The organism is Clostridium estertheticum subsp. estertheticum (genome assembly GCF_001877035.1).
GTDB classification, from domain to species: Bacteria; Bacillota; Clostridia; order Clostridiales; family Clostridiaceae; genus Clostridium_AD; species Clostridium_AD estertheticum.
This window is the reverse complement of the sequence record NZ_CP015756.1, coordinates 1,882,133-1,907,359: the sequence shown is the minus strand read 5'-3', so window position 1 is coordinate 1,907,359 and position 25,227 is coordinate 1,882,133. Positions and strand designations below refer to the sequence as shown.

General features: G+C 33.7%; 16 protein-coding genes. 4 read left to right on the top strand and 12 right to left on the bottom strand.

What is annotated here, in order from left to right:
• Positions 1–13: 13 nt before the first annotated feature.
• The 8 genes from A7L45_RS08810 to A7L45_RS08770 all read right to left on the bottom strand — a co-directional run bounded on the left by A7L45_RS08810 (position 14) and on the right by A7L45_RS08770 (position 12,074).
• Entirely contained in the window at positions 14–1,585 is a 1,572-nt protein-coding gene (locus A7L45_RS08810) for a response regulator transcription factor (protein WP_071612433.1), read from the bottom strand.
• 193 nt (positions 1,586–1,778) lie between these two features.
• Positions 1,779–1,982: a hypothetical protein gene (locus A7L45_RS08805; RefSeq protein ID WP_071612432.1), complete on the bottom strand. Its 204-nt coding sequence runs from the start codon at positions 1,980–1,982 to the stop codon at positions 1,779–1,781.
• The gene (locus A7L45_RS08800; RefSeq protein WP_071612431.1) at positions 1,983–3,146 is read right to left on the bottom strand and encodes a glycoside hydrolase family 27 protein; all 1,164 of its coding nucleotides are present in this window, start codon (positions 3,144–3,146) and stop codon (positions 1,983–1,985) included.
• A gap of 110 nt (positions 3,147–3,256) precedes the next feature.
• On the bottom strand, positions 3,257–4,765 hold the full coding sequence (locus A7L45_RS08795; protein ID WP_071612430.1) for a GH39 family glycosyl hydrolase: 1,509 nt from the start codon (positions 4,763–4,765) through the stop codon (positions 3,257–3,259).
• A 20-nt stretch (positions 4,766–4,785) separates the two neighbouring features.
• The gene (locus A7L45_RS08790) at positions 4,786–6,321 is read right to left on the bottom strand and encodes a glycoside hydrolase family 43 protein (protein ID WP_071612429.1); all 1,536 of its coding nucleotides are present in this window, start codon (positions 6,319–6,321) and stop codon (positions 4,786–4,788) included.
• Complete coding sequence (locus A7L45_RS08785; protein WP_236900475.1) at positions 6,318–9,233, bottom strand: glycosyl hydrolase 115 family protein; 2,916 nt, start codon at positions 9,231–9,233, stop codon at positions 6,318–6,320. Before A7L45_RS08785 ends, A7L45_RS08790 begins: the two co-directional genes overlap by 4 nt.
• A gap of 64 nt (positions 9,234–9,297) precedes the next feature.
• Positions 9,298–11,040 (bottom strand): SGNH/GDSL hydrolase family protein, encoded by a 1,743-nt coding sequence (locus tag A7L45_RS08780; protein WP_224616987.1) that lies wholly within the window; start codon positions 11,038–11,040, stop codon positions 9,298–9,300.
• Between the two features lie 179 nt (positions 11,041–11,219).
• Positions 11,220–12,074 carry an AraC family transcriptional regulator gene (locus tag A7L45_RS08770; RefSeq protein ID WP_071612426.1) on the bottom strand — a complete coding sequence of 285 codons (855 nt, stop codon included), beginning with the start codon at positions 12,072–12,074 and terminating at the stop codon, positions 11,220–11,222.
• Positions 12,075–12,185: 111 nt separating this feature from the next.
• On the opposite strand from A7L45_RS08770, the gene A7L45_RS08765 reads away from it, so the two are divergent.
• Positions 12,186–14,435, top strand: a complete 2,250-nt coding sequence (locus tag A7L45_RS08765) for a beta-L-arabinofuranosidase domain-containing protein (protein WP_224616989.1) — start codon at positions 12,186–12,188, stop codon at positions 14,433–14,435.
• A gap of 101 nt (positions 14,436–14,536) precedes the next feature.
• On the opposite strand, the gene A7L45_RS08760 is transcribed toward A7L45_RS08765, so the two are convergent.
• Positions 14,537–16,351: a family 43 glycosylhydrolase gene (locus A7L45_RS08760; RefSeq protein ID WP_071612425.1), complete on the bottom strand. Its 1,815-nt coding sequence runs from the start codon at positions 16,349–16,351 to the stop codon at positions 14,537–14,539.
• Positions 16,352–16,513: 162 nt separating this feature from the next.
• Here A7L45_RS08760 and A7L45_RS08755 point away from each other — a divergent pair, with 162 nt between their 5' ends.
• Positions 16,514–17,317, top strand: a complete 804-nt coding sequence (locus tag A7L45_RS08755; RefSeq protein ID WP_071612424.1) for a helix-turn-helix transcriptional regulator — start codon at positions 16,514–16,516, stop codon at positions 17,315–17,317.
• Positions 17,318–17,329: 12 nt separating this feature from the next.
• Here A7L45_RS08755 and A7L45_RS08750 read toward each other — a convergent pair whose 3' ends face one another.
• The 3 genes from A7L45_RS08750 to A7L45_RS08740 all read right to left on the bottom strand — a co-directional run bounded on the left by A7L45_RS08750 (position 17,330) and on the right by A7L45_RS08740 (position 20,890).
• Positions 17,330–18,388, bottom strand: coding sequence for an alpha/beta hydrolase (locus A7L45_RS08750; RefSeq protein WP_224616991.1), 1,059 nt, complete (start codon positions 18,386–18,388; stop codon positions 17,330–17,332).
• Between the two features lie 223 nt (positions 18,389–18,611).
• Positions 18,612–20,144, bottom strand: a complete 1,533-nt coding sequence (locus A7L45_RS08745; protein WP_071612422.1) for a glycoside hydrolase family 43 protein — start codon at positions 20,142–20,144, stop codon at positions 18,612–18,614.
• A 98-nt stretch (positions 20,145–20,242) separates the two neighbouring features.
• Positions 20,243–20,890 (bottom strand): glycoside hydrolase family 11 protein, encoded by a 648-nt coding sequence (locus tag A7L45_RS08740; RefSeq protein ID WP_071612421.1) that lies wholly within the window; start codon positions 20,888–20,890, stop codon positions 20,243–20,245.
• A 444-nt stretch (positions 20,891–21,334) separates the two neighbouring features.
• Between A7L45_RS08740 and A7L45_RS08735 the strand changes: the two genes are divergently transcribed.
• Positions 21,335–22,141, top strand: a complete 807-nt coding sequence (locus tag A7L45_RS08735) for a helix-turn-helix domain-containing protein (RefSeq protein WP_071614920.1) — start codon at positions 21,335–21,337, stop codon at positions 22,139–22,141.
• An 89-nt stretch (positions 22,142–22,230) separates the two neighbouring features.
• Positions 22,231–25,173, top strand: coding sequence for a sigma 54-interacting transcriptional regulator (locus tag A7L45_RS08730; RefSeq protein WP_071612420.1), 2,943 nt, complete (start codon positions 22,231–22,233; stop codon positions 25,171–25,173).
• The last annotated feature ends 54 nt before the right edge of the window (positions 25,174–25,227 follow it).

Here is a 25,227-nt window from a genome sequence, read left to right as displayed (position 1 = left end):
CTTATTTATGGATTTACATCATACTATTTTTCCTGTAATAGGATGGTAAATAACCAGTAATTGCCTTAAATTTATTTGCAAAATACTCAGAGTCACTATATCCTACCATTGAAGCAATCCCTGATATTTTCATATCTGTCCTCCTAATCAGCTTTTTAGCTTCTGCTATTCGGATGCTGTGCAGATACTCATTAAAATGCATTCCAACTGTTTTAGTGAAAACCTGCCCAATATATACAGGATTAACAAAATAAGTTTTAGCAACCTGCTGAAGTTTTAAATCCTTCTGATAATTTTGATGTACAAAATCTTTTATTTCAACAATGATATCTTTCGAACTTCTGCTGCTAATACTCTTATAATAATCAGATGTATCTAATAATAATTTATAAAAATCGTCTCTTAATGAATCAACAGGTGTTTTTCCAATGCTTGTACTTATGCTTTTCAATTTGGTGATAAGTTCATCTACATTTCCATTATGATCTTGTATATGTTTTACCATCTCAAATTCAATATTTTTTATATAACTCTCAATAACCTCAGGAGCACACTTTTTTTTATAAAATTCACCAAAAACCTTATTTAGTTTATCATTGATTCCGGAAATGTTATTACACTTTATATCTTCTAACAACTCTTCCGGATTGGATTCATAAAAATTATAATTCAATGGAGTATTCTTAAACCGCTCATAATAAAGTACCCCTCCATCCATCTGAAAAAGCCTGTATTGAAGTGCTATCAATGATTGCCTGTATAGTTTTCCTATATTACCTGTACCCTTTGCTTCTTCACTTAATGACACAGAAACAGAGCAATGGCAGTTTTTCCATACTTCCATTTTCAAATTCTCAAGATATTGTTCTTCCCGCATAACCATGTCATGTGAAATGATTATTCCAAATCTATGAATATCATCATCGAATATATTGGTCACATGATTACTTTCTACCCCATCTTCAATTACCTTTCTTACCGACAACCTTTTCTTTTGAATCTCAATATTTGAAAGATCATTCATCCATTTTTCAAACTGGTTTATTTCCACTAGTGCACATCTAAATGAACTATTATCATCGAGTCTTAGTATGCGTTTGCATCTTTCTATAAATTCTTCACTGATCTCGTCTTTTATGATTCTATTAATATAGTTACTTGCAACAAATTTCATTTTATTTGCTTTTGATTCTAGAGTACCAATCTCATTATCAATTTGATTCCTTACTTTTTTTAAAGCTGGAATCAATTCATCATCATCTATAGGCTTTAATATGTAATCGTTAACACCATAACGCATGGCAGTTTTAGCATACTCAAAATCGTTATAAGCACTCAAAATAATAAATTTTGTCCTTAAATACAATATTTCAGAAGCCTGATGTAAAAGCTGCAGCCCGTTAATCCTTGGCATGTGTATATCTATAATAGCCAAATGTGGATTACTTTGTTTTAGAATTTCTAAAGCATCTTCACCATTTGATGCCGTACCACATATAGTATATCCTAAGGTTTCCCATTCAACTAGGTTTTCTAAAAGCTGTATTACAGCGGGTTCATCGTCTGCTAATAAAACTTTAAACATTAAATATATCCCTCCCATATACAAATTAGGTATTATTTTATATTAAAACTTATTAAGATTACCCTAAAATGTAAAATTTTAAGTAAAAGAGTTAGTACTTAATATATTCGACAAAAAAACTTATTACCCTTTGATGAAATTATAAAATTTCATCAAAGGGTAATAAGCTTGATATTAGTTTAGGTCTTCATAACTAACGGAACAAAGTACAATTCCCTGATTCTCTAAAATATTTTATCCGTTCCTCAATCGGTCCACGTCCGCATTCTAATTTCACACCAAGACAATCTATACATAAAAAGTCTTCAGCATTTCTTGTAACCAATTTAAGATATATGGCTATATCATCACCTTTTAAAGCTGTTCCGCATTCTCGGCACGTTTTATTATTTACCACTTATTTCACCAGTTTTGCACGTACTATCACACAATCATGTGCCGGTACTACAGGAGCAAATCTTTCTCTAAAGACGCCTATTTCTTTGTGCTGCCAGCAGTCATACATGGATAACGAAATTCCCGAGGCATAAGGAATCCCTATGTCCCAAAACTGTAATGATAATTCTCTTTGAGTGTCACTTAGATTAAAAAAACCTATAGCAATATCTCCATTAGTTAATACTTTTACTGACATAAATACATCATCTGAATTAAACCACTGTGGTTCCGGTTTAATTCGGTAAGCTCCACGACATTCTATATCCTGATTAATTGCAATAATGTCACGATTCATCAAAATATCCTTTGTTATCTGGTTAGCATTTCTGAAATCACATCCAATCATGAGCGGTGACCCCATAATACTCCATAAAGAAAAATGTGTTTTATACTCATTATCACTACAACCACCAATCTTGCTGCCAATCCAGTCACTATTACTTCCACCATACATCCCGACAACCAACATATCCATATCGTTATGACAATATGAACCTGTATAACATTCTTTATTAAGCTGAGATGTAGCTAAGTTTTTTATAGAATCCCAATTATCCTGTATATCACCTGTAGACCTATACATATGAGCACCTGATTCACGAATCCACTGATATACATTATCTTCCCCCCAATTGCAGGCAGAAAATAAAATGTCGCGCCCACAGTTTTTAAGTGCAAGACTCATCCTCTTATATAGTAGCTCCCCTGACATTTGTCTAGGCTTAAAACAGTAATCATACTTTAAATAGTCCACACCCCATTTTGCAAGCAATTCTGCATCCTGAAATTCGTGTTCAAAACTTCCAGGATACCCTGCACACGTATGTGTTCCTACACAGGAATACATTCCAAACTTCAAACCCTTCCCATGAACATAATCAGCAAGTGCTTTCATTCCACTTGGAAATTTTACTGGGTCAGCTACAAGTGTTCCTTTATCATCTCTTTGCTTTAGACTCCAGCAGTCATCTATAACAATATACTCGTATCCTGCATCTTTGTATCCCTCTGAAATAAACCTATCCGCTACATCACGAATAAGTTGTTCATTTATGTCCCAAGTAAATGTATTCCATGAATTCCACCCCATAGGAGGTATCGCACCAATTTGTGTTTTTTCCATATTTATCATCCTTTCAAAATTTAATTCATTCTTTATATTTATAATAACTGAACTTGTACTTACGGCTAGCAGTCACCTTCCTATTTTATGAATTAAGAAAGTTATCACCATTATTTAAGACCATAAAACTCTTCTGGATCAAAACCAAGGTAGCTATCTGTCTTATCATTAACAGGAGTTATTTCTATCATACACAGGTGATTACACGAGATTGTAAGTTCTACTTCGTAAGTTCCATTTTGTTCAAGTAGCTTTGCATCGCTCTGAAGTGGCTGCGAAGCCGCCTGAAGTATCTTCAGCTGCTTCTTATCAATGCTGCGTGGCTTACCCATATTGCTCCACGTTTGCATTGGGTTACCCTGAGCCCCTCCTACATCTTTTTTAACTAGTAAAACCTGTTTTCCTATTGAAGGCAATGAAAGGACATAATTTTCGTCAGGCGCTTGCTTATGATCTCTCATATCATGCCAGTTCCAACCAATAATTACATACTTATCATCATTTTTGGTAACAATCAAATGTTCATCACGGTAAATTAATTCTTTGCCGGCTTTGGAAAAAAACTCAAATGCATAGAATGTTGGTTTCTTTATAGAATTTAGAGCAATCATACCGAAACCCCCATGGAAAACCGACATGGGAACATCATCTTCCTCAAATACATCGCTAAATGTCCAATATGAATACGAGTCTGCATACTCTCCTGCTTCACTAAGTATACGAGCGATAAATGCCGCATTAAAATCCGTATCATGTACCGGACATACAGGAACATATGAGCTGTTAAACTCCGTTATATGTAGAGGAATGTTTGTTACACTGGGATAATCAGACATGATTTTACGTGTTTCCTTAAGCTCCTCAATCATTATAGTAGGCTCGTTCATAACATGGTATACATAATCTCCACGTTTAGTTGTCTCCCGGGCAGTATAGCAATGACGAGTGATAAAATCCAATGGAAGTTTATTTTTTATACAATATTCAAAAAATGACCTAAGCCAGTGCTCAGTATCAATGCCACAGATTGAAGGACCTCCCACCTGAATTCTATGGTCTGCTTTCTTTACCGCAGCTGCTGAATATTCATACAATTTAAAGTATTCCTCCATACTTCCAGCCCAGAAACCAATATTAGGTTCATTCCACACCTCCACAGGCCAATTTATAACTTCTTCTCTTCCATACCTTTCAATAAGATGATTTAAGGTTTCTGTTATGAGCTCTGCCCATTTTTCATAAGAAGATGGAGGTGTTACATTTCCTTTCCAGTAGAATATGGTTTGTTCACCATTCTTTAGCTTTTCTGGCATAAATCCCAGTTCCAAGAATGGACGTATGCCATTCTCTAAATAATAGTCCATAACACGATCAAGATAAGTAAAATTGTAAAAAACACTAGTTACTCCATCCATGGTATGCTCACGATATATACCCATGTCATCACTAAACAATCCATGACCACGAATATAAGAAAAATGTATGGAATCCTGGATCATTTTTAAATGGTCAGTATACTCTTTTTGAAGAGCTAGCCCCATTCTTCCAGTACCAACACAAAATGTGGCATTATTTTTAAAAGGTTTACCTGAAACAGGTACCTTAATGTTTTTTGTCATATAAAAAACCTCCTTAATATTTACTTTAAAGTATTATACCTAAACTGTGAAAATCCAGCAGCACCGCTAATTTTTTTTGTAGAATACATGAACAATCCAAAACGGCATCCGACGAACATGTCCAACTTATATACCATTGAGTGTGTAATCCCAAGTTTATTCCACCTATCACCCTCCTTATAATAAAACTGGCACTCATCAATATTATCCACAAAATTTCCATAGGCCTTCAATGTAACCTTGTCTCCTTTTACTGGAATCCTTGCATACTCCACTGCAGGCTGGTTATCTATCAGGTTTCCAAAGATGGATTTATCATCAACAACTCTAGCACACATTACCAAATAACTTTGACCATTTTCTTTTGTAAGTGCTATAAAGCCATAGGAACTAATTAAAAAACATAAACCTGCATAGTCGCCATCTTTAAGTTCACTGCCATCTAAAGTAACAACTGCTTCGCAGTCAGGCCCCATTGTACGCTGGGTCAAAGTATTAACTGCATAAAATAAATTTGGACAAGTTTTTCCTGAATGAATACGGTATGTACCAGGTTTTTCCGTTACTGACCATAGAGCCTCTGTCGGAATGTGATTCCACTGCCAGAAATCCTTTAGATGAACCTTCCCCTTTTGATCAAGCTTATAAATAAAATCATCATCGCCAACTAACATCTTGTATTCATAACCTGGCCTTGTACTGGTCACCTCAATATATTCAGGAGCCTTTTTATCAAATACAGGAAAATCATTTTCTAAGTGTAAAGGTATAATAACAGGTATACGTCCAACTGCACCATGATCCTGAAATAATATTGAATACCATTTTCCATCTGGAGTATTCACAATACCACCTTGTGCAACACCAGAATTGTGATATCCCATATCGTCATCAAAAACCTCTCCTCCTGTAAATTCCCCTTCCAGAGAATCTGCTACAAAGCAAGCCTCTGTTCTACGACCTTTTGATTTTAGCATATGTATAGAAAATACATAATATTTACCATTAATTTTATAGATGTGAGAACCCTCATAACCAAGGTGATGAGGCTGCATATCTTTCACTATAATCCGATTAAGTCCACCAAGCCTCGGACCTGTTAGATCACTGTTTAATTCTGTAATATAAATCTCGGTATTGCCATAAATAATGTAAATTCTTCCATCCTCATCAAACAGAAGCGAGTTGTCATGATAAAACCCTTCAATAATTTGTTTTTTCCATGGACCATTAATATCAGAAGCAGTAAATAAATAAGTTTTATGTGTATCATTTGATACGAAACAAATATAAAATTTCTCATTATGATAACGAAGGGATGCTGCCCACATTCCCTTGCCATAAATGTGTTCTTCGCCTTGGAGCTTTTGGGCTGGTGTATCCTCCAAACCTTCATATACATGTGTTGCCACCTCCCAATGAATAAGGTCATAAGAACGCAATATTACACACCCAGGCATAAAATGCATTGTAGTGCTTACCATATAGTAAGTATCCTCTACCCTTATTACATCAATATCAGGGTAATCTGACCAAATAATTGGATTATTTTTCATTTTGAATCTTCCTTTCTTATATAGAAGCTCTCTTCTGGTCCAAAAAAAGAGTTTAGGAGCTTTTCTTTGGATAAAACTAGCTTTTGCAATATAATCCCAGCATCTAGGCCATAAAATCTGAGGGTATGTATTCCCTTTTCTAATTTATGAGTAGTAGTCATTGTATGGATATTTTCCATGACTGCTTCCTCCCATGCTTTATTACCGTTAGTACCAGCTACAAAATTTACAGGTAGAGCATCTGCTATAATTGACGCTTCTCCATCAAAAGATACACCATATCTTAATCTGCTACTTACGTAAAGATTATTGGTGGGTGCAACGTAGGTTGTCAATATATACTTTGAATCTTCATTTACATTTATTATATATTCCAAATATGGTGCATCTTCCGTCTTTTCAAAGGACACAGTTGTTGGAAACATTTTTAGGCAGGATAAAGAACGTCCATAGTTTTTAACTATTTTCCACTGCACATTCGATCTTGCTATATTTTTGACTGTATGCTCCGCTTCAATAGACACCACATTATGCGCCTCAATAAATGTCATATTAGGTAAACCATAAGTATCTATAACTTCTGCTTTAACATTCACTTTTACTGTTTTTTCCCCGCCAAAAATTTTGATTACACCACTTGTGGTCTTTGACACCTTACTCCAATTCACGCAAACTCTTATCGTCTTTCCAATATTAATACTTCCCTCCATATTATCCACTTTTATCCAATCCTCACTTGCTTCAACTTTGTAATGGAATGATTTTCCTGAGCCATTGCTTATGTTAATAAAATAACTCTCCTTACCCAGATTTGTAAATTCTAGAAGACTTGCAGCTAAAGAAAGACCTTCATTTTCAGTTCCTTCTACAACTACAATCATACATGAATCATCTTTTGGGTTAATATAGTTCACTTGTGGATATGCCCAGCCATCAGAACTCCATTTTGTATACCCTATATGTGGAGAACTCATCATTCCATTCCATTTTCCATCAGACATACTGTTATTATAGTAACTTTGCATATTGTTATCGGTCTCTATACACTCCTTTACCAATTTAGCATAGTAATTTGCAAGGACACTATTGCGGTCATAATATAGCTTATTAAACCCTGCGAATATCTGCATTTTCACCACATTTGCCGATGCTACTGCCGGATAATGTACCAGCTGATAATATACATCCTTGTATGCCTCAGGAATACATTTATAATATTTTTTAGAAGTTTTCTCCATATTAATTGCTTTTGTGAGTACCCTTTGTGCTTCATTATAATTTATACAACTGTACGTTGAATCAAGAGTAATCTCAGGTTTTCGTTTTCCATTCATCCTCGTATAGTCTGACAATACATTTGCAATTCCATCTGTTATATCTTCTTCTAAAACCTTTCCGAATTGCCTCCTTACCCACTGCTTTGTATATTCTGTGGTCTTAATTATTGCGTCAGTTCCAAAAGTATCAAAATCATATGCCAAATCCAAAAAATATGATATTGGCAATTCCTGTGGTTTTAGATCTCCAACATTGACAACCCATATATTATGCACTCCATAATCAAAGGCCATAGACATTTGTTCCCATACTTTTTCAAGTGGTGTTGAATTTACCCATTCATAAGAACAAGGTCCGCCGTGATAATCAAAATGATAATACATTCCAAAGCCATACCTACGATTTCGTTCTTTATCAGTAGGTAGTGTACGAAGATTTCCAAAATTATCATCTGCCAGCATAATTGTTACATCATCTAGTACATCCCACTCTCTTAATCCCTCAACCTTATCTGACCCGTACCAATATTTTTCTACTTCTTTATATATTGTAAGAACCTGAGGTGCATCCGCAAGCCCATGTTTCTTTAATAAACTTTTTTGCGCTCTAATAATACTCTTTAGCAGCTGGATATTTTCCTCCTCAGATCCCACTAATTCAGAATCTTGTTCTCCTCTCATTCCTAAGGTAATCAAGCTTTCAAAATCCTTATTACGCAATAATCCATCTTCCCAAAACTTGGTTATAGCCTGCGCATTACTAGAAAAATCCCATGCACTGTTTGTCCCATATTGCTGGTTAATTTTTCTCCATTCTTCGCCTGCACGAAACATTGGTTCATGATGTGAGGTGCCCATAACAATACCATATGCATCAGCAAGTTTTGCATTAGCTATTGCACTACTTTTACCATTTTCACTAAAAACTGCACTCCACATGGCTGGCCACAAAAAATTTCCTTTTAATCTTAAAAGTAGTTGAAATACTTTATCGTAGAATTCTTCATTAAAGTCTCCAAAGGTTCCAGTTACCCATTTGCCTAGGGATGGCCACTCATCATTCAAGAAAAATCCTCTATATTTTACAGATGGTTCCTTGGAAGTTATGTTTAACTTATATTCTGGAATAATTAGTTCCGATTGCCTTATTGGTGCAACATCTCCAAAGTAAACCCACGGACTTACTCCAATTAATTCTGAAATATGATAAATACCATAAATTGCTCCCCTCTTATCACTTCCTACAACTACGATAGCCTTATCTATCCCTGCGACTGGATTTCTAACAACAATTATTTTATAACATTCACGCTTGTTTTTTATATAAGATATATCTATTATGCCTTCTTTAACTAATGAATCAATTAAATCATTATTTCCAATAGACCCGGCAATCACTACTGTCCCATTTAGCTGCTTTATATCCGTTGAAATAAGTGGGGTTATCCCTGTAACCATATTAATATCATCGGCAAAAGACAATGCCACTAATCTTAAACCGCCATAATCCTTACCTTTCGAATCAACATATATCATGATAGCTTCTAATTCTGTCACAAGGCTCACAGTTGCTTCGCCTTGTGACAATACCTGTGCTACACTATCGCATCTTTGATTATCTTGTAACATTTTCATTAATCCTCCTTTGGTGTTATCGGGATTCCTATTTTTATATAAAAAAATCGCAGGAAAGTTTGGATTATAATGTATACCCAAATCCTAATATGGTAAAACACTTATCTTCATTATCTGAGACCATTTTTATATCTACAGTATGCTTCTTGCAATCTTCACTTTGAAATAAAATTACTGGATTACAATGAGTCCAATTGTTTTCATGTGGATCTGCTGTTTTTACTCGCTTACCATCCACAAAAATATCTGCTTTGCCAAAGGTATTACTTCCTGAATCCTTAAAAACAAGGATGAGACTGCTACATTTTATAATCATCCTGAAGCTCTCATTTCCTGATGAATTTGTATGCATCCAGTTAAATGGAAATTCCGGTGATAAAAAAGGATTATCATCCATTTCTACCATTTGCAAATCAGTATCTGTCTGCGTAAAACTTCCCTCAGTTATGGTTGCCACATTTCTATAATTTTCTTTATCAATTAGATGAATATTTTTAAATCTGTCCCCAATTACTGGTGGTTTATCTATTATAATATCATCTCTATCCTTAACAGCTTTTTTAGTTTCTAAGAAAAGGTGCTCTAAGCAATCTACCATTACCCTATGGCCGTCATTTGTTGGATGAAAGATATCGTAAAAAAACTGTCTTTTAGATATGATATTTCCTTCTGACTTTCTAAGGCTGAACTGCTCTACTACTGCATCCTTTATGCTTACCATTGGTAAATTATAATGTTTTCCAACGGGTGAAAGCCTATCTTGTAAATTCCAGTCATTCATAAATACTGCAAACAACAAAATTACTGCTGGTTTATTCTTTGACGATAGAATTTTTAAACATAAACTCTCATAACAAATTCCCTTTGTTTCGTCTCCTTCATCATTTACTGCAAATTCAACTATTACAATATCCGGCTCCACTTCTCCATCCTTTAAAATATCCCGTCCATAACGTATAATACCTAGTTCTGATGGTGTACCACCAACGCCAGCTTTCACGTAATGTATATTTTCCCCTCCATCTTTTCCAAACATATCTTTAAACTTTAAATAAGCTTTATATGGATAACAATTTGTATTTATAGGTTTGGCTGCTGCACCCTGGGTAATCGAGCCTCCAATATATGCAATAGTAACATCTTCGCCTCTTTGTGCTTTTTCTATGGCAGTTTTAAGTCTCTTATTATTACCTTTATTTAATAATGACTTTGCAATCATTGCTTTATATTCATCTGAACCAAAAGAAACAGGTGGTTCCATAGCTACCTCTGGCACTTCATATCCAGAATGTAGATAGAACTTCACAGTGGCAATTGCCAGTTCACCTACATTCTCAAATTCAAAAGCAAATTTCGAAAGAATATCATCCTCTGGAGACCACGTGTAATCTTTAAGTTTTAAAATGAGCTCTGATCCATCCGTGCGGCATGGAACTCTAAGCAAAGTTCCAGTCTCATATTTTTTACCCTTACCCAAATTTTTTAGCACAAAATCGATATTTAAAGGAGCATTATTTATTCCCTTTACTGATACCCCAATACTATGGACCAATTTATGAAATCCACTGCAATTTTCTAGCAATTTTAATATTTTCTCATCTGTAACTCCACCTGTAAACTTTACATTCTCTTTTATTCGTCCTTCTAAATAAATATCCTGTGAAGGTTTACCTTCACTACTACAAGTTGCTTCAATAGTTGACTCAAACATAAAGAAAATACTACTACGCCTTTTAACTGGATCTTTTGGAGCTTTCGGACCCTCTTTACTATTATCCTCTTGATTTATCATGATTTCCTCTTCCATTTTTATAAACCTCTCCTTTATCCAATTTTATTTTTCTACTGATAACGATTTCATGTAAAATGCTTATAAATAGACGTTGCATCCTTTTGCAACTTGTATAAATATATTGTAAACCGTAAACGAATATATAACACTTTAGTAAACTAAAGATATCCCCCCCCATTCTTAAGTTATTTTTTCTATTCATAGAATAACAGCCTTGTTGCATAAGCATTTCTATATTGAGTAGGTGTAAGCCCAACCAATTTCTTAAACCCCTTCATAAAGTTATGACTATCATTATACCCAAGCTGATAAGCTATCTCACTAACATTATCATTAGTATCACAAAGCAAATACTTTGCCAATTCTATTTTTTCTTGCATTATATACTGCTTCAGAGATACATTAGCGATAGTACTGAATAAAGATGATATATATCTTTTATTATATCCAAAATGCTCTGCAATTTCAGATACCTTTATAGCATTAGTCCGATTCCATTTAATATAGTCTTGTATATCATTAAAAAACTGTTTTCTTTTTAATGATGAATTCTCCTGATTTTTCTTTGCCAAAAACTGACTGGAAATTTCGCAAAGTATAGTTGTACACACATAGTTATTTTGAATACTGTTATGATAACTGCGTACACTATCCTGCAGATGCTTCATAATTACAATGATTTTTTCAAGATTTTCAACTTTTCCATGGGTTGGTATATATATTTTATCTTCTGGTAATTCGAAAGGAAATTCTTCTAACAAAATAATGCTTACAGGATTTTCATAAGCAAAATGTAGCCAATAAAATGAACAACTACTTTTTTTATATCCTGCTTGTTTTGCCGAAGGCGGAAAAATGAGAAATTCCCCTTTTCCAATAGAATACAATTGATGTTCAACTTGTAGATATGCTACTCCCTCTGTAACTATAATCAATTCATAGTCCTGCATATATCGAGTAAAGTGTAACCACTCTGGTGATGGTGCTTGAAACTTACCTGTTAAATTATATTTAAGAGGTTTTACAAGTGAAAATTCATAATACTTCATATGACTTTTTACCACCTATTCTGTATTTAAACTATTTTATTTTTATAAATTAACTATTATACTAATAATCATAACCTGAACAAAAACATTTATAAAAAAGGAGACTTTATAATGATTAAATCTTTTTCAATGTCTCAGGTGCAACTTACTAATCCTTATTTAACAAATGCATTCGTGAAAGAAATTGAGTACCTGAAATCCTTTAATAGTGACAAATTACTATCTTTCTTTCGCATAACAAAAGATCTTACTCCAAAAGCCAAAAGCTATCCAGGATGGGAAAACTCAGAGATTCGTGGTCATACCTTAGGTCACTATTTGTCAGCTTTAGCTCAAGTTTATGCTACTACAAATGATATCACAATTTATGGAAGGATACAATATATCTTAGACGAGCTATCCCTTTGTCAATTAGATAATGGTTATCTTTCAGCCTTTCCAGAGGAGTTTTTTAATAAGGTAGAAAATGCTAAACCTGTGTGGGTCCCTTGGTATACTATGCATAAAATCATAACAGGGTTAAATACTGTGTACGAACTCACGAAAATGGAAATAGCATTTAAAATTGTTTCAAGACTAGGTTATTGGGTTTATAATAGAACCTACAAATGGACACCAGAAATTCAGGCCAAGGTTTTATCTGTTGAATATGGTGGCATGAACGACTGTATGTATGAACTTTTTAAAATAACAAAGGATGAAAAGCATCGCTACGCAGCACATAAGTTTGATGAATTATCACTGTTTACACAAATTCATGATGGCAAAGATATTTTAAATAATAGACATGCCAATACAACTATTCCTAAATTCTTAGGTGCATTAAATAGATATTTTATATATGGTGAAAGTGAACAATTTTATCTAGATGCTTGCAAGCAGTTTTGGGATATTGTAGTAACTGACCATAGCTACGTAACAGGTGGAAACAGTGAATGGGAACATTTTGGACAACCAAAAATCTTAGACGCAGAGAGAACGGCAACTAACTGTGAAACTTGCAATACCTACAACATGTTAAAATTATCAAGAGGTCTATTTCAAATTACAGGTGATAAAAAATATTCTGATTTTTATGAGAATACTTTTATAAATGCCATATTATCCTCTCAAAATCCTGATACTGGAATGACTATGTACTTTCAACCAATGGCTACAGGTTATTTTAAAGTTTATAGTAAGCCTTTTGAACACTTTTGGTGCTGTACAGGAACAGGGATGGAGAACTTCTCAAAGTTAAACGATAGCCTTTATTTTTATGAAGGTAATAAACTGTTTGTAAATATGTATCTTTCCTCCTCATTAAATTGGACTGAAAAACAGATTATGCTTCTTCAAGATACGGATATACCTAATACTGACAGTGCATATTTCAAAATTAATGCTAAAAATAATATTGAGTTAACTCTTTGTTTTCGAATTCCAAGTTGGTCAAAAGGTGCAAGTATAAAAATTAACAATGAGCTCACTCTCTTTGAAGAAGAAAAAGGGTATGCACTTATTAATAGAATCTGGAAAAATAATGATACAATCGAAATAGACTTTAAAATAGAGGTCAGTTTTTCATCCCTACCTGATAACTCAAATGCCATTGCTTTTACCTATGGACCATTAGTTTTAAGTGCAGCCTTAGGTACAGAAAAATTAGAGGAATCAACTACAGGAGTCAATGTAAGCATCCCAAGTAAACATGTGGAAATAAAAGATTACATTATTATTAAATCAGAATGTATGGATTCCTTTAAAAATCATATCACTGAAAACTTAATAAAAACCCAAGGTAAAATGGAGTTTAGATTAAAGGGTACTGATGAAGATACTAGGTTAATATTCACTCCACACTATCTACAACATACCCAGAGATATGGTATCTATTGGATATTAGTCGAAGAAAATTCAAAAGAACTGAAAAAATATATTTTAGAAAAACAACAATCTGAAAAGGTTAAAGCAGCAGAAATTGACAGTATTCAAATAGGTAATGATCAATATGAACTTTCACATCATGTATTGAGTCAAGACACTGAAGCTGGAGACCGTGATGGATTTCACTATAGATTTGCAAAAAACAACGGCTGGTTTAGTTATGAGATGAAAGTAAGCCATGATGAAAATACTTACCTACAATTTAGATATTTGCCTATGGACTGTAGAAAAAGCTTTGATGTATACATTAATGATTCTCAAATTTCTCATGAGGTTATAGGTAATAAAACTTCCTATGAACTAACCGAAAAGACTTATTTAATTCCTAAAGAAATATATGGTAACAATAATACTGTAACCGTAAAATTTAAGGCTGGGGCTCAGGATATTACAGGAAGGATTGTAGATCTTATTAGAACAACTAAAAACATATAATATAAGCTTTTTTAATATCATTTGATTAATATAAAATCAAATGATATTAAATTAGTAATCATTCATTAAAACAGAGTCTATATTTATCATCATTTCAAAATTCAATTTACAATAACATCAATGGTTACCTTAGCTAATCTCTTATCTAAATCTTTATACTCTGATAAATCCAATACCGGATACCCATCAATATCAAAATGAACACGTCGTATACCTGATGATCTTGGCCCTTCAACCCCAGGTCTTGCATGATAAGTGTTCCAGACAGTTCCATTATCATCTATTACATACGCATTATGACCTGGTCCATATTCACCTGGCATACTTCGGGATGTTAAAAGTGGATAATTTGTTTTCGTCCAACTTTCAGGATTTAATAAATTTGCATCAATATCAGCAGTTAGTAGTCCCACAACATAAGTTGCATCTACCGCTGCACTGGAAAAAGTTAGAAATAACTTTCCATTCCTTATTAATGCAAATGGTCCTTCATCAACAAATGTATGGTTATTTGCCCAGCCATAATCTGGTTTAGTAAGGAGAACTGGATCAGTAGTAAGTTTCCACGGCTCCTTTATGTCAACTTTTGCAATATAAACCCATGCGCCTAGATCTACGGGCATGAACTGACGCTGAGACCAAGCAACATAATACTCTCCATTTATCTCAAAGTTTGTCATATCAAGAGAGATCGTCTCTCCTGCTTCACATAAATTTGTACCATCTTTCTTTACAACACGCTGAGGTCTTGACCAGTCTTGCCTACACATTGGTTTTCCACCTTCTCTCAATTTCATCACGTGGGACTCTTCATATAAGAATTCTCCAGATGTTGCTGCATGAAATATATATAAATTACCTTCGACGATATGAAATTCCGGTGCCCAAAGCAATCCACCAATACCATCATAAGTACTAGAATCAAGTATCAATAATTCCTCAGCCTTTACAAGGCCCGGGATGGTATCTGCCTCCCTCATGTATAAGGTGTGATTGTTGTCAGCATCATTTGTTGCAATAAAATAGTACTTTCCATTCCATTTAGCAATACATGGATCTGCCCTATTGATGGCAATTGGAAATACATAATGATCTTGGTGAACAGTACCTGTTGCAATGTATCTTCCCGGCTTGTTCCATTCTATCCCTGACGTATCCCAATCTACCAGCTTTGAATCTGTTGTCCCATCACTGTAAATAGCAGTGGCTTTCACAGTTTTCAACTCTTCTTCTGACATCACAACTACACTTTTTAGAACTTCAATTTTAATATTTATTGGAACTGTAAGTTTACATACAAGTCGGTGTGCCACTTCCTGTGATACACTAATAACATTCCTTGGTACTACTCCCTCTATACCTGCGTGCACTGTTTCTACAACAAAAGGTTCAGTCTTTTCCATAACCGATGCACAGGTTAAGCTCGTAATATCAGCAATATAGTTTTTATAGTAGTTCCCCTGATCGTCACTCCAACTGATAACATAAGCTTCCTTATCTTCATCATACTTACAGAACACATCGTTTACATAAACATCCCCCTTAAGATCAATTAACCCGACTTCCTTATACTGTAAAAGATCTAAAGATGTAAATAAGAGAACTTTCCCTTTGCTCTGCTGATCATTTCCACCATCAGCCTCTATACGTACAGCAAGCACACCAAAAATTCCCTCTGTCATATAGAAAACATATGGGCTTTTCAGACACTTCGCATTGAGCGTCCCATTTTCATTGTTAGTTGCCTTTGCAAACAAAATTCCGGAATTATGATTTAAATCTCTAAAATACTTTCCATCTTCACTGTATGCAAGATGCATGCTGTAAGCTAGCTTTTTTGAATATATTATATCCTCCTGTGGCATCCTGGTATAGCAAAGTACATAATTTGAACTTTTTTTCACTTGTGGTATCATTACATATCTCCCTCCTTCATATTGATATTTACAAATAATCAATAAACTATCTACATTTACAATTTAACCTCTTTATAAATAAAATTATAAAATATTGACGCCCTAAAGCCAATGATATATACTAATATCAAATTGATATATTCTAAGATTAGGAGATTAACTATGACAAACATTTATTTTATAGGATGTGATGCTGTCCATCCAGACAGCTTTGTTTTTGACATACCAGAGGGACATGATTGCTGGCTTCTTGTGCACACTAAGACTCCCGCACTTTTCTTGGTTAATAGTGAAATAAAAGAATATCCTGCTCACAGTGCGGTATTATTTCGCCCACACCAAAAAATATATTATCGTGCCTGTGCTGACAAATACATAAATGACTGGATACGTTTCGACTCCACAGAATCCTATATTACTGCAACTACCCTTCCATTTGGAGTTCCATTTTCATTGGATGATCCTGAGTATTGCCATCAGCTATTTCATCTACTTTCTATCGAAAATTTTTCTAATAAAAACTATAAAGAATCATCCATAGACTATCTCTTAAGAACCCTGTTTAATAAACTTTTAGAATCTTATGACAGCGATAATGTTTCCCCACTATATTACGAACTTCTAAATCTGCGTGTTAAAATTCACAATAACCCAGGCAATCATTGGACTGTACCTATTATGGCTGACTATCTTCACATAAGCCCAGGCTATCTACAAACACTCTATAAAAATACCTTTTATATCTCCTGCATGGATGACGTAATAGGCAGCCGTATCCATATGTCCAAAGAATACTTGATACATGGTGCCAATTCAATTGCTGAGATATCAACTTTCTGCGGATACAATAATGTTGAACACTTCTGCCGTCAGTTCAAACAACTAACAGGAAATACACCAGGAACATTTAGAATGAAAGCTGTCCATTCATCCACTCCACTGGTGGCGTCCAATAATGAACACTAGATCATACCATTTTTAGCTTTCAATAATCTTAACATATTTATTGACTCCTTCCATTTTTCTAAAACATAGCCTAACAAAATTATATGCACCGTTGTTCCATACGTTAAAATCATGAACACCATCCTTTATAATCACCTGGTAATAATTTTCAAGATTGTCTCCAGCAGTTTCAGTTAGTCCAACAATGGCTTTTGCATAACCATCTTTACTTGCTATTCCATCAGCATCGCCACAAGTAATATAAAGTAAAGAGAGCTTATGAACCCATGATGATGCAATACTCGCACCTAATACCTTTCCATCACTGGATGTGGGTGCATTTGAAAAGGCACCCACATAAGCAAACAAATCTCCCATACCTGGTGCTAGAACAGTAGCATCAAGCCCGTTACTCCAGCCATTTCTTGTTCCAGTATAAACTGTAGAATCACATCGATAACCGCCGATAATCAGATTTAGAGCTTGCATCCCGCCCATAGACAAGCCTGCGATAGATCTATGTAATCTATTATATATAATGCTTTGGGAAGATATATCTTTTATATTAGCATAGGTATTATATTGAGATTCAATGAATGGAATCAGATCATATCTTAGCTCATAGTCGAAATAATAGAAACCCAACATGTTTGTTCCTTCAGCATTAAATGAACTGTCCGTCCAATCATATGAACTTCTTCCGTCTGGAAATACTATTACCAAAGGTTCAATATATCCCTTTGCAATAAGATTATCAAATATATTGCATATGATAAAATTTCCGTCACCATTGCCACTGCCGTATAACCATTCATAACGATCCCCGCCAACTCCATGGAGTAGATACAACACATTGTACTTGGTAGCTTTATCATTTTTATCATAACCTGCTGGTAAATAAACATTGCATTTTTTTATTATTGCATTTCCTTGAACAGTTTCTCTACCCGCTTCTTCATCGCAAGTATTCTGATATACCACAAGCTGTCGTGATGAGTTAATATAGTTTCTTACACTGTATGAAACCTCAGTAATAGTACCCTGCAGCCTCTTTTCAACTGCCCTTTTATATTCATCAGGTACAGACGTCACATCAATATTTTTCATAGTTTATTCCATCCTTTCTTACATAATATATTCCATGTCATATTACTTCTTTATCCAAAATTATAGGATATTAACTTTAGTAAGGCAATGATGTTTACTAATACAAATTTGATATATCCTAATATTATAAATTAATGCTTGCTGTGCTTAATAATATAATAAAGAACTGAATACCACCTTGTATCCAGTTCTACTAATTAATTGTTTTTTATTTGTAACTAAATTGCCAGTAATCAATATTAAACAAATTACCTTTGCTTGTTCCGGTAAACACAAAGAAAACACGGTGGACACCAGTTGCATTGCTTACATTAGTTTCTAACGTCTTCCAATTTTGTTCTCCACCTGTAGAACTTACGTTTACAGTTCCAATAAGAGTACCAGTTGCACTGTCAAGATGTATTTCTATTTTGCCTCCAACAGTGGATGATACATTTGCTTTAAACGCCTTGGCCCCTTTGGCACCAAAGTCAGCGTTTCCTACAGCAATCCAGTCTCCATTGTTTATACTAGTTACATCCTGGTTACTTGTTGGTCCACCTATTGCCTTACATGGCTCAGTTAAAATACCTGAATTCCACCCGATAGTTTCAGCCTCAGTTCTATTGTATGGATTAAGATTTGCAATCTGAGATATGCCTTTCATATCTCCAAGTACCTCTTTAATTCTACCATTAGTATCATACTCAATCTTATTGATATGTGGAGAACGGTATCCTTCTCCACTTCCTATTTTAGCCTTGCTGACAGTTTGGGCATGGTACACTACATACCACTGATTATTAAACTTAAAAACTGAATGATGATTATTTCCCCCAACTCCGAAAAACGCATATGGATTTTTGAGGAAATGCCCTGCATAAGTAAAAGGTCCCATAGGACTATTACTTATCATGTATCCAATATCACCTGATGGCTTATCTGCCGGTTGAGTACCATGGAAATTAATACAATATGAGTAGTAATATTTACCGTTATACTTATGAATTCCCGAGTCTTCAAACATGAAAGGAGCATCAATTGTGGATGCACTTCCAACAGTGCTAATCATATCAGCTCCTAATTTTATAACTCTAGCTGTTTTAGGATTTGCAATTGACGTTTGATTTTTGTCGTCCGGTATACCTCCACCACAATATAGATAACCAGTGCCATCATCATCCACCAATACTGCTGGGTCAAAAAGCCATGAAACTCCGGCGATTCCAGATGTATTGCTTGTTACCAGAGCTTTCCCAATCGGATCCGTCCATGGTCCAATTGGAGTATCTGACGTTAACACACCAATACCCGATGCACCATTTGCAAAATAAAGGAAGAATTTTTCCTTACCGTTTATAACTTTATGTGTAGCTGCGGGCGCCCATGAGAGTGATGCCCATTTTGCAATGCCTTTGCCATTATTTACATTATTGCTTCCGGCTACCGGAATTGAACCATGATCGGTCCAGTTAACCATATCAGCAGAAGATATAACTTTTATTTTATTTAGGCTACTAAATGTATTCTTTTTAATACTTCCATCACTATTATATTCATACTCATCACTTGACATATAAATGTAAACTCTTCCGTTATAGACCAACGCATAGGGATCCGCTCCCAATTTATGGTCCATAAGAGGATTTGAGTTCCCTGGGATTTTTGCAAGCGCATTATTAGCAGCATACACAGACATCCTTGGTACACATAGCATCAATAATGCAAAAAATATTATATAGAAAAATTTTTTCTTGCCCATTTATGTTCCACCTCCAAATTTCTTATTTGTTTTTTGTAAACATCGCCAGACTAATCATATAATTTGTATGACGCCTACTACTCGCTATCCATCCATTGCTAATATACCGTTACGTTAGAACTCCCGCTACTTTGATATCCCTCTGTTGCCAACACCTGATAAGACCAAATACTTCCCAGATTCATTCCTTTACTCTTCCATGCATTAACGTGGTTGCTAAAAGTGATAGTATTGTTTCTCCCTATCTCCCTCTTTGACTGTCGTACACTCCAGAACTGTGTGAAAGTTCGAGGGTCAGGGCCCTCAATGGAAGGTGCATTGGTTCGAGTAGTCGTATATATATCATATTTACCTCCATCACTGCTCACGGTGCCCTTATATGTTCCAGTTGGTCTATAAGTGCCCCAGTTATCAACAACATAATATTCTATGAGTGAGTCTCTCGTCCACCCATAGAGAGTCAAATATGCATTTCCGGACGGCGAAAATGTGCCGGCATTGTAATTTATCACTCTAGATGCTGATCCTTTAGTCCAGCCTTTACCAACAACAAAATTGCCGCTATTTTTCCATGAAACACTATAATTTCCACCAGATCCATTGATAGCATTTACTGTCCCACCACTATCGGTATAATTTTGCCAGTAGTCTGTCGCTGCTGCATTTGCGGTTAATGAAAAAAAGCTGGTAAAACTCATTGAAATTACTAAAAATCCCATAAGGACTTTCTTATTAAACTTACCCATACTATACCTCCTAAATTTTTTTATTAGTTGTTTCTCTTTGAAATGCATACCTTATCCTGTGTCATACTCCGTAAACATATGACTCCCACCTCCTACTTTGACTCCCTTTGATATATTTAGTCAATTATAGATAGTTTTTGTAAACGTTTGCTTTTCCTTAACACAATACCATATTTCACTAAAATATGGTATTATATTAAAGAAATTAGTCCGGGGCACAAACCATTAGAGCAGAACTTAATATTCTTTCTTACCAGCAGCTTATAAAATATATTTTACACTGTTCAAGCACCTTTATAATATCATTTAATGATATTATTAACTATGGATTATATAACTATTTTGGTAATATATAACTACGACTTATTGTTTTAAATATTTTTATAAAATATGATTGTTATTTAACTGAAAGGGCGGTTGATTAGATTGAATCAATTAAAGCATATGTATGAAATTTTCCCTAAAATTCTATATGTTGTTGATAGACCTACCAGTTTATCATGGAAGCTTGATGACCATATGAGTTTTTATAATTTAATGTTGATTTATGATGGCAAAGCTGAATTCACATGCAATAACACTACTATACAAGCCTCAAATGGTTATTTACTTTTTTATAAGCCGGGTGATATTAGAAAAGCTCATACTTTTTCAGAAGATCCTATGAAATGTTTCGGAATTGACTTTTTATATACCTGTCCCATTTACCAAGATAATCAGTGGCAATTTGTAGATTCTACTCTTCCTTTTTCGTTTTTTCAGAAGATTGATGATCAATTTCTTTTTTCCAGATTACTTGATTTATTTTCACGACTAAATCGTTTCTTTTTATCGAATAAGGATATAAATAGAGTCAATGAAAGGTCAGTATTTTCTGAAATACTTATACTCCTTTTGGAATATAAAGATGGCAACCAATACAATTACTCTAACTTAAAAAGGGTAGATAAAATTATTAACTACATGGCAGAAAATTATATGGAAAATATTACTCTTCAGCAACTTGCAGATTATTCTCAGATAAGTCCTTCTTACTTAGGAAATATTTTTAACAAGGTCATAGGTGCATCAACAATCGAGTACCTAATAAATATAAGAATTACTAAATCTAAATCTCTGCTTAAGGATGGTTTGACTATTTCTGAAACCTCAAAATTAGTTGGTTTCAATGATATTTTTTACTTTAGTAAAGCTTTTAAGAAACGTGAGGGTATTAGCCCATCCCAGTATATAGAATTGGTAAATTCATAAAATTGGTAATTTTTTTAATATTGAAACGATATCAGAAATCGAATACAATTAATATAATAGATATAAGTGGTTTATGGGAGGTATAAATTGTGATTGAAAATATGATACTTAAACTAATTGAAAATGAAAATAAAAAGAAACCCTTAACTGATAAAGATATTGCAAAGAAAGTAAACACTACTAGAGCATATATAACTCAGTTTAGAAAAGAACATAATATACTTACTTCAAACCAAAGGCGAGATGAAATTTTACATAATGATATTAAAAAAATTATTACTAATGAAAAACTAATATCAGATAATATGTTAAGTAAAAAGCTTTTAGATATCGGATATGACATTTCCAGGTACTCTGTCACTCAAATAAGAAAACAATTTGATTTAAATGTTTCAAAAGTCAATGTAGATAATGCTAAAAATGTTGTTGAAAATGTTAATGTAGAGATTGTTGAAAATGTAACCACTAATAAAGTAGATGATGGAAAAGATTTATATAAAATAAATAAAAAAAATAATTTAAGAGAAATTATAGGATATCACGGATCGCTGAGAAATCAAGTAAGGCAAGCAGAAGCTGCAATTTTATATCCACCACATGGACTCCATACTCTAATACTTGGCCCTTCTGGGGTCGGAAAAAGTTTTTTTGCCGAAGCTATGTATAAATTTGCAATTAATTCCTCTAATTTTAATAACAATGCACCTTTCATAGTATTCAATTGTGCAGATTATGCAGAAAATCCCCAGTTACTTCTATCTCAATTATTTGGATATGTAAAAGGTGCGTTTACTGGTGCAAATACTGATAAGATTGGTATAGTAGAAAAGGCTAATGGTGGTATATTATTTCTAGATGAAGTACATAGATTACCTAATGAAGGACAAGAAATTTTATTTCATTTGCTAGACAAAGGTAAATATAGGAGGCTAGGTGAGACAGAAAATAGTAGAACTGCAAATGTTATGATAACTGCGGCAACGACTGAGAATCCAGAATCCTCTTTACTATTAACTTTTCGAAGAAGAATACCAATGATCATCAATCTCCCATCGATTAATGATAGGCCAATTACTGAAAGATATATATTAATTGAAAATTTCTTTTCTCATGAAGCAGAGCGGGTTGGAAAAGAAATTACTATTAAGTTTTATGTTATCAGGTCATTACTATTATATGATTGCCCAGGTAATATAGGTCAATTAAGAAGTGATATACAAGTAGCATGTGCAAAGGGATTTTTGAATTCGCTAGGCAATAATTTAGCCGTTGTTATTGAAATAACAGATTTACCTGATCATGTGCCCCTAGGAATATTAAGTGTTGCAAGTAGAAATACAATAACAGATGACATATGTAATGATGATTTAGTTGTTAATCCTGGAAATATAAGTACACCTAAACTAAAAGATGATAGGTATATATTCCCTGATGAAATATATACCAATATACAAAAGAAATATTACCATCTTGAAAAACAAGGGCTAAAAAAATATGAAATAAATAAAATTATATGGAATAAAATGAAATTTGATTTAAATAGATTTGCTAAAAATATAGAATCAAATGCTTTTTTCTCTAAAGAAGAACTAAAAAATATAGTTGATGGAAAAATACTGATGGTTGTTGAAAATGTAACTAACATAGCTAAAAGTTATATAGATAATTTGAAAGAAAATTTTTATTATTGTATGGCAGTACATCTAAATTCTACTTATGATCGTTTAAAACAAGGAAAAACAATTATGAATTCTCAATTAGAGTATATTAAAAATGAATATCATAATGAATACAGAGTTGCTAAAATACTTACTAAAGAGATAAATAATAGTTTAGATATAAAACTACCTGAAGATGAAATTGGTTTTATCGCTATGTATTTAAAAACTTTTTCTGCTATAGATCAAAAAATAAGTAGAGTTAGTATTATTGTACTAAGTCACGGTCATGTAGCTTGCGGAATGGTAGATGTATCAAACAAATTATTAGGTACAAACCTGGCTATAGGAATCGAAATGTCACTTGATGAAAGTCCTCAAATACTACTTAAAAAAACTATAGAAACAGTAAAAAAAGTAAATGAAGGTAAAGGATGTTTGCTACTCGTAGATATGGGATCTCTCGTAACTTTTGGTGAGATCATTACTAAACAGACAGGAATACCTACAAGGATAATTGCTAGAGTAGATACAGTAATGGTACTTGAAGCAGTTAGGCGAGCACTTATAACAAGTGATCTTGATGAAATAGCTGATGCAATAGACGGAGATAAGTCCTATGTTAGGCAGGTAAAGGGAGTTAAAAAGTATTTAAAAACTATAATTACGGTATGCATAACAGGGGTCGGCACAGCACTTAAAATAAAAAAATATCTTGAAGATATAATGGATTGCCAAAGTGAAAATATAAATATAATTCCAATTGGAATTATGAATAGAGATAGCGCACAAGATAAAATCAAGAAGATTACTGAAGATCATAATGTAATTGCAATAGTCGGAACTATTAATCCTGAAATTTTAGATATTCCATTCATTTCATTTCAGGATATTTTAAAAGATGATGCTAAAATAGTATTAAGAAATTTAATGGGAATAAAGGTAGTAAGTCCATTATTATCTGTAATAGATGAAGAACTAATACAAATTAGAGATGACCTATTTTCAAAAGCTGATGTAATTGATGAAATGAGTAACCTTCTAAAAGTAAGAGGTAATGTTAATGAAGATTATGTTATGAGCATATATAAAAGAGAAATGATGGGAGGAACAATAATCGTAGGTAACGTGGCAATACCTCACGGGTTACCAGAAAACGTGAAAAAATCTTCATTAGCTATTTTTAAACTCAAACATTTCATAACTTGGGAGAATGATAGTGAAACAGATCTAATAATTATGATAGCACTCAAAGAAAATGATCAAGAGATAATTTTGAAATTATTTGATTTACTCTCTAAAGGTGAGATAATCGAGAAAATAGATAGAGCACATTCGGCTAAAGAGATTGCCAATTTACTTTTAGAACTATAAAATGTTAATATAAAAAATCTATTAAAAGGTAAAAGCTAAACAAGCTTTTATCTT

Coding starts and splice junctions, on each gene's coding strand:
- A7L45_RS08760 (WP_071612425.1), bottom strand. CDS start 16,351: ATGATACCACAAGTGAAAAAAAGTTCAAATTATGTACTTTGCTATACC.
- A7L45_RS08810 (WP_071612433.1), bottom strand. CDS start 1,585: ATGTTTAAAGTTTTATTAGCAGACGATGAACCCGCTGTAATACAGCTT.
- A7L45_RS08795 (WP_071612430.1), bottom strand. CDS start 4,765: ATGACAAAAAACATTAAGGTACCTGTTTCAGGTAAACCTTTTAAAAAT.
- A7L45_RS08755 (WP_071612424.1), top strand. CDS start 16,514: ATGACAAACATTTATTTTATAGGATGTGATGCTGTCCATCCAGACAGC.
- A7L45_RS08780 (WP_224616987.1), bottom strand. CDS start 11,040: ATGGAAGAGGAAATCATGATAAATCAAGAGGATAATAGTAAAGAGGGT.
- A7L45_RS08790 (WP_071612429.1), bottom strand. CDS start 6,321: ATGAAAAATAATCCAATTATTTGGTCAGATTACCCTGATATTGATGTA.
- A7L45_RS08785 (WP_236900475.1), bottom strand. CDS start 9,233: ATGAAAATGTTACAAGATAATCAAAGATGCGATAGTGTAGCACAGGTA.
- A7L45_RS08770 (WP_071612426.1), bottom strand. CDS start 12,074: ATGAAGTATTATGAATTTTCACTTGTAAAACCTCTTAAATATAATTTA.
- A7L45_RS08740 (WP_071612421.1), bottom strand. CDS start 20,890: ATGGGTAAGTTTAATAAGAAAGTCCTTATGGGATTTTTAGTAATTTCA.
- A7L45_RS08800 (WP_071612431.1), bottom strand. CDS start 3,146: ATGGAAAAAACACAAATTGGTGCGATACCTCCTATGGGGTGGAATTCA.
- A7L45_RS08765 (WP_224616989.1), top strand. CDS start 12,186: ATGATTAAATCTTTTTCAATGTCTCAGGTGCAACTTACTAATCCTTAT.
- A7L45_RS08745 (WP_071612422.1), bottom strand. CDS start 20,144: ATGGGCAAGAAAAAATTTTTCTATATAATATTTTTTGCATTATTGATG.
- A7L45_RS08735 (WP_071614920.1), top strand. CDS start 21,335: ATGTATGAAATTTTCCCTAAAATTCTATATGTTGTTGATAGACCTACC.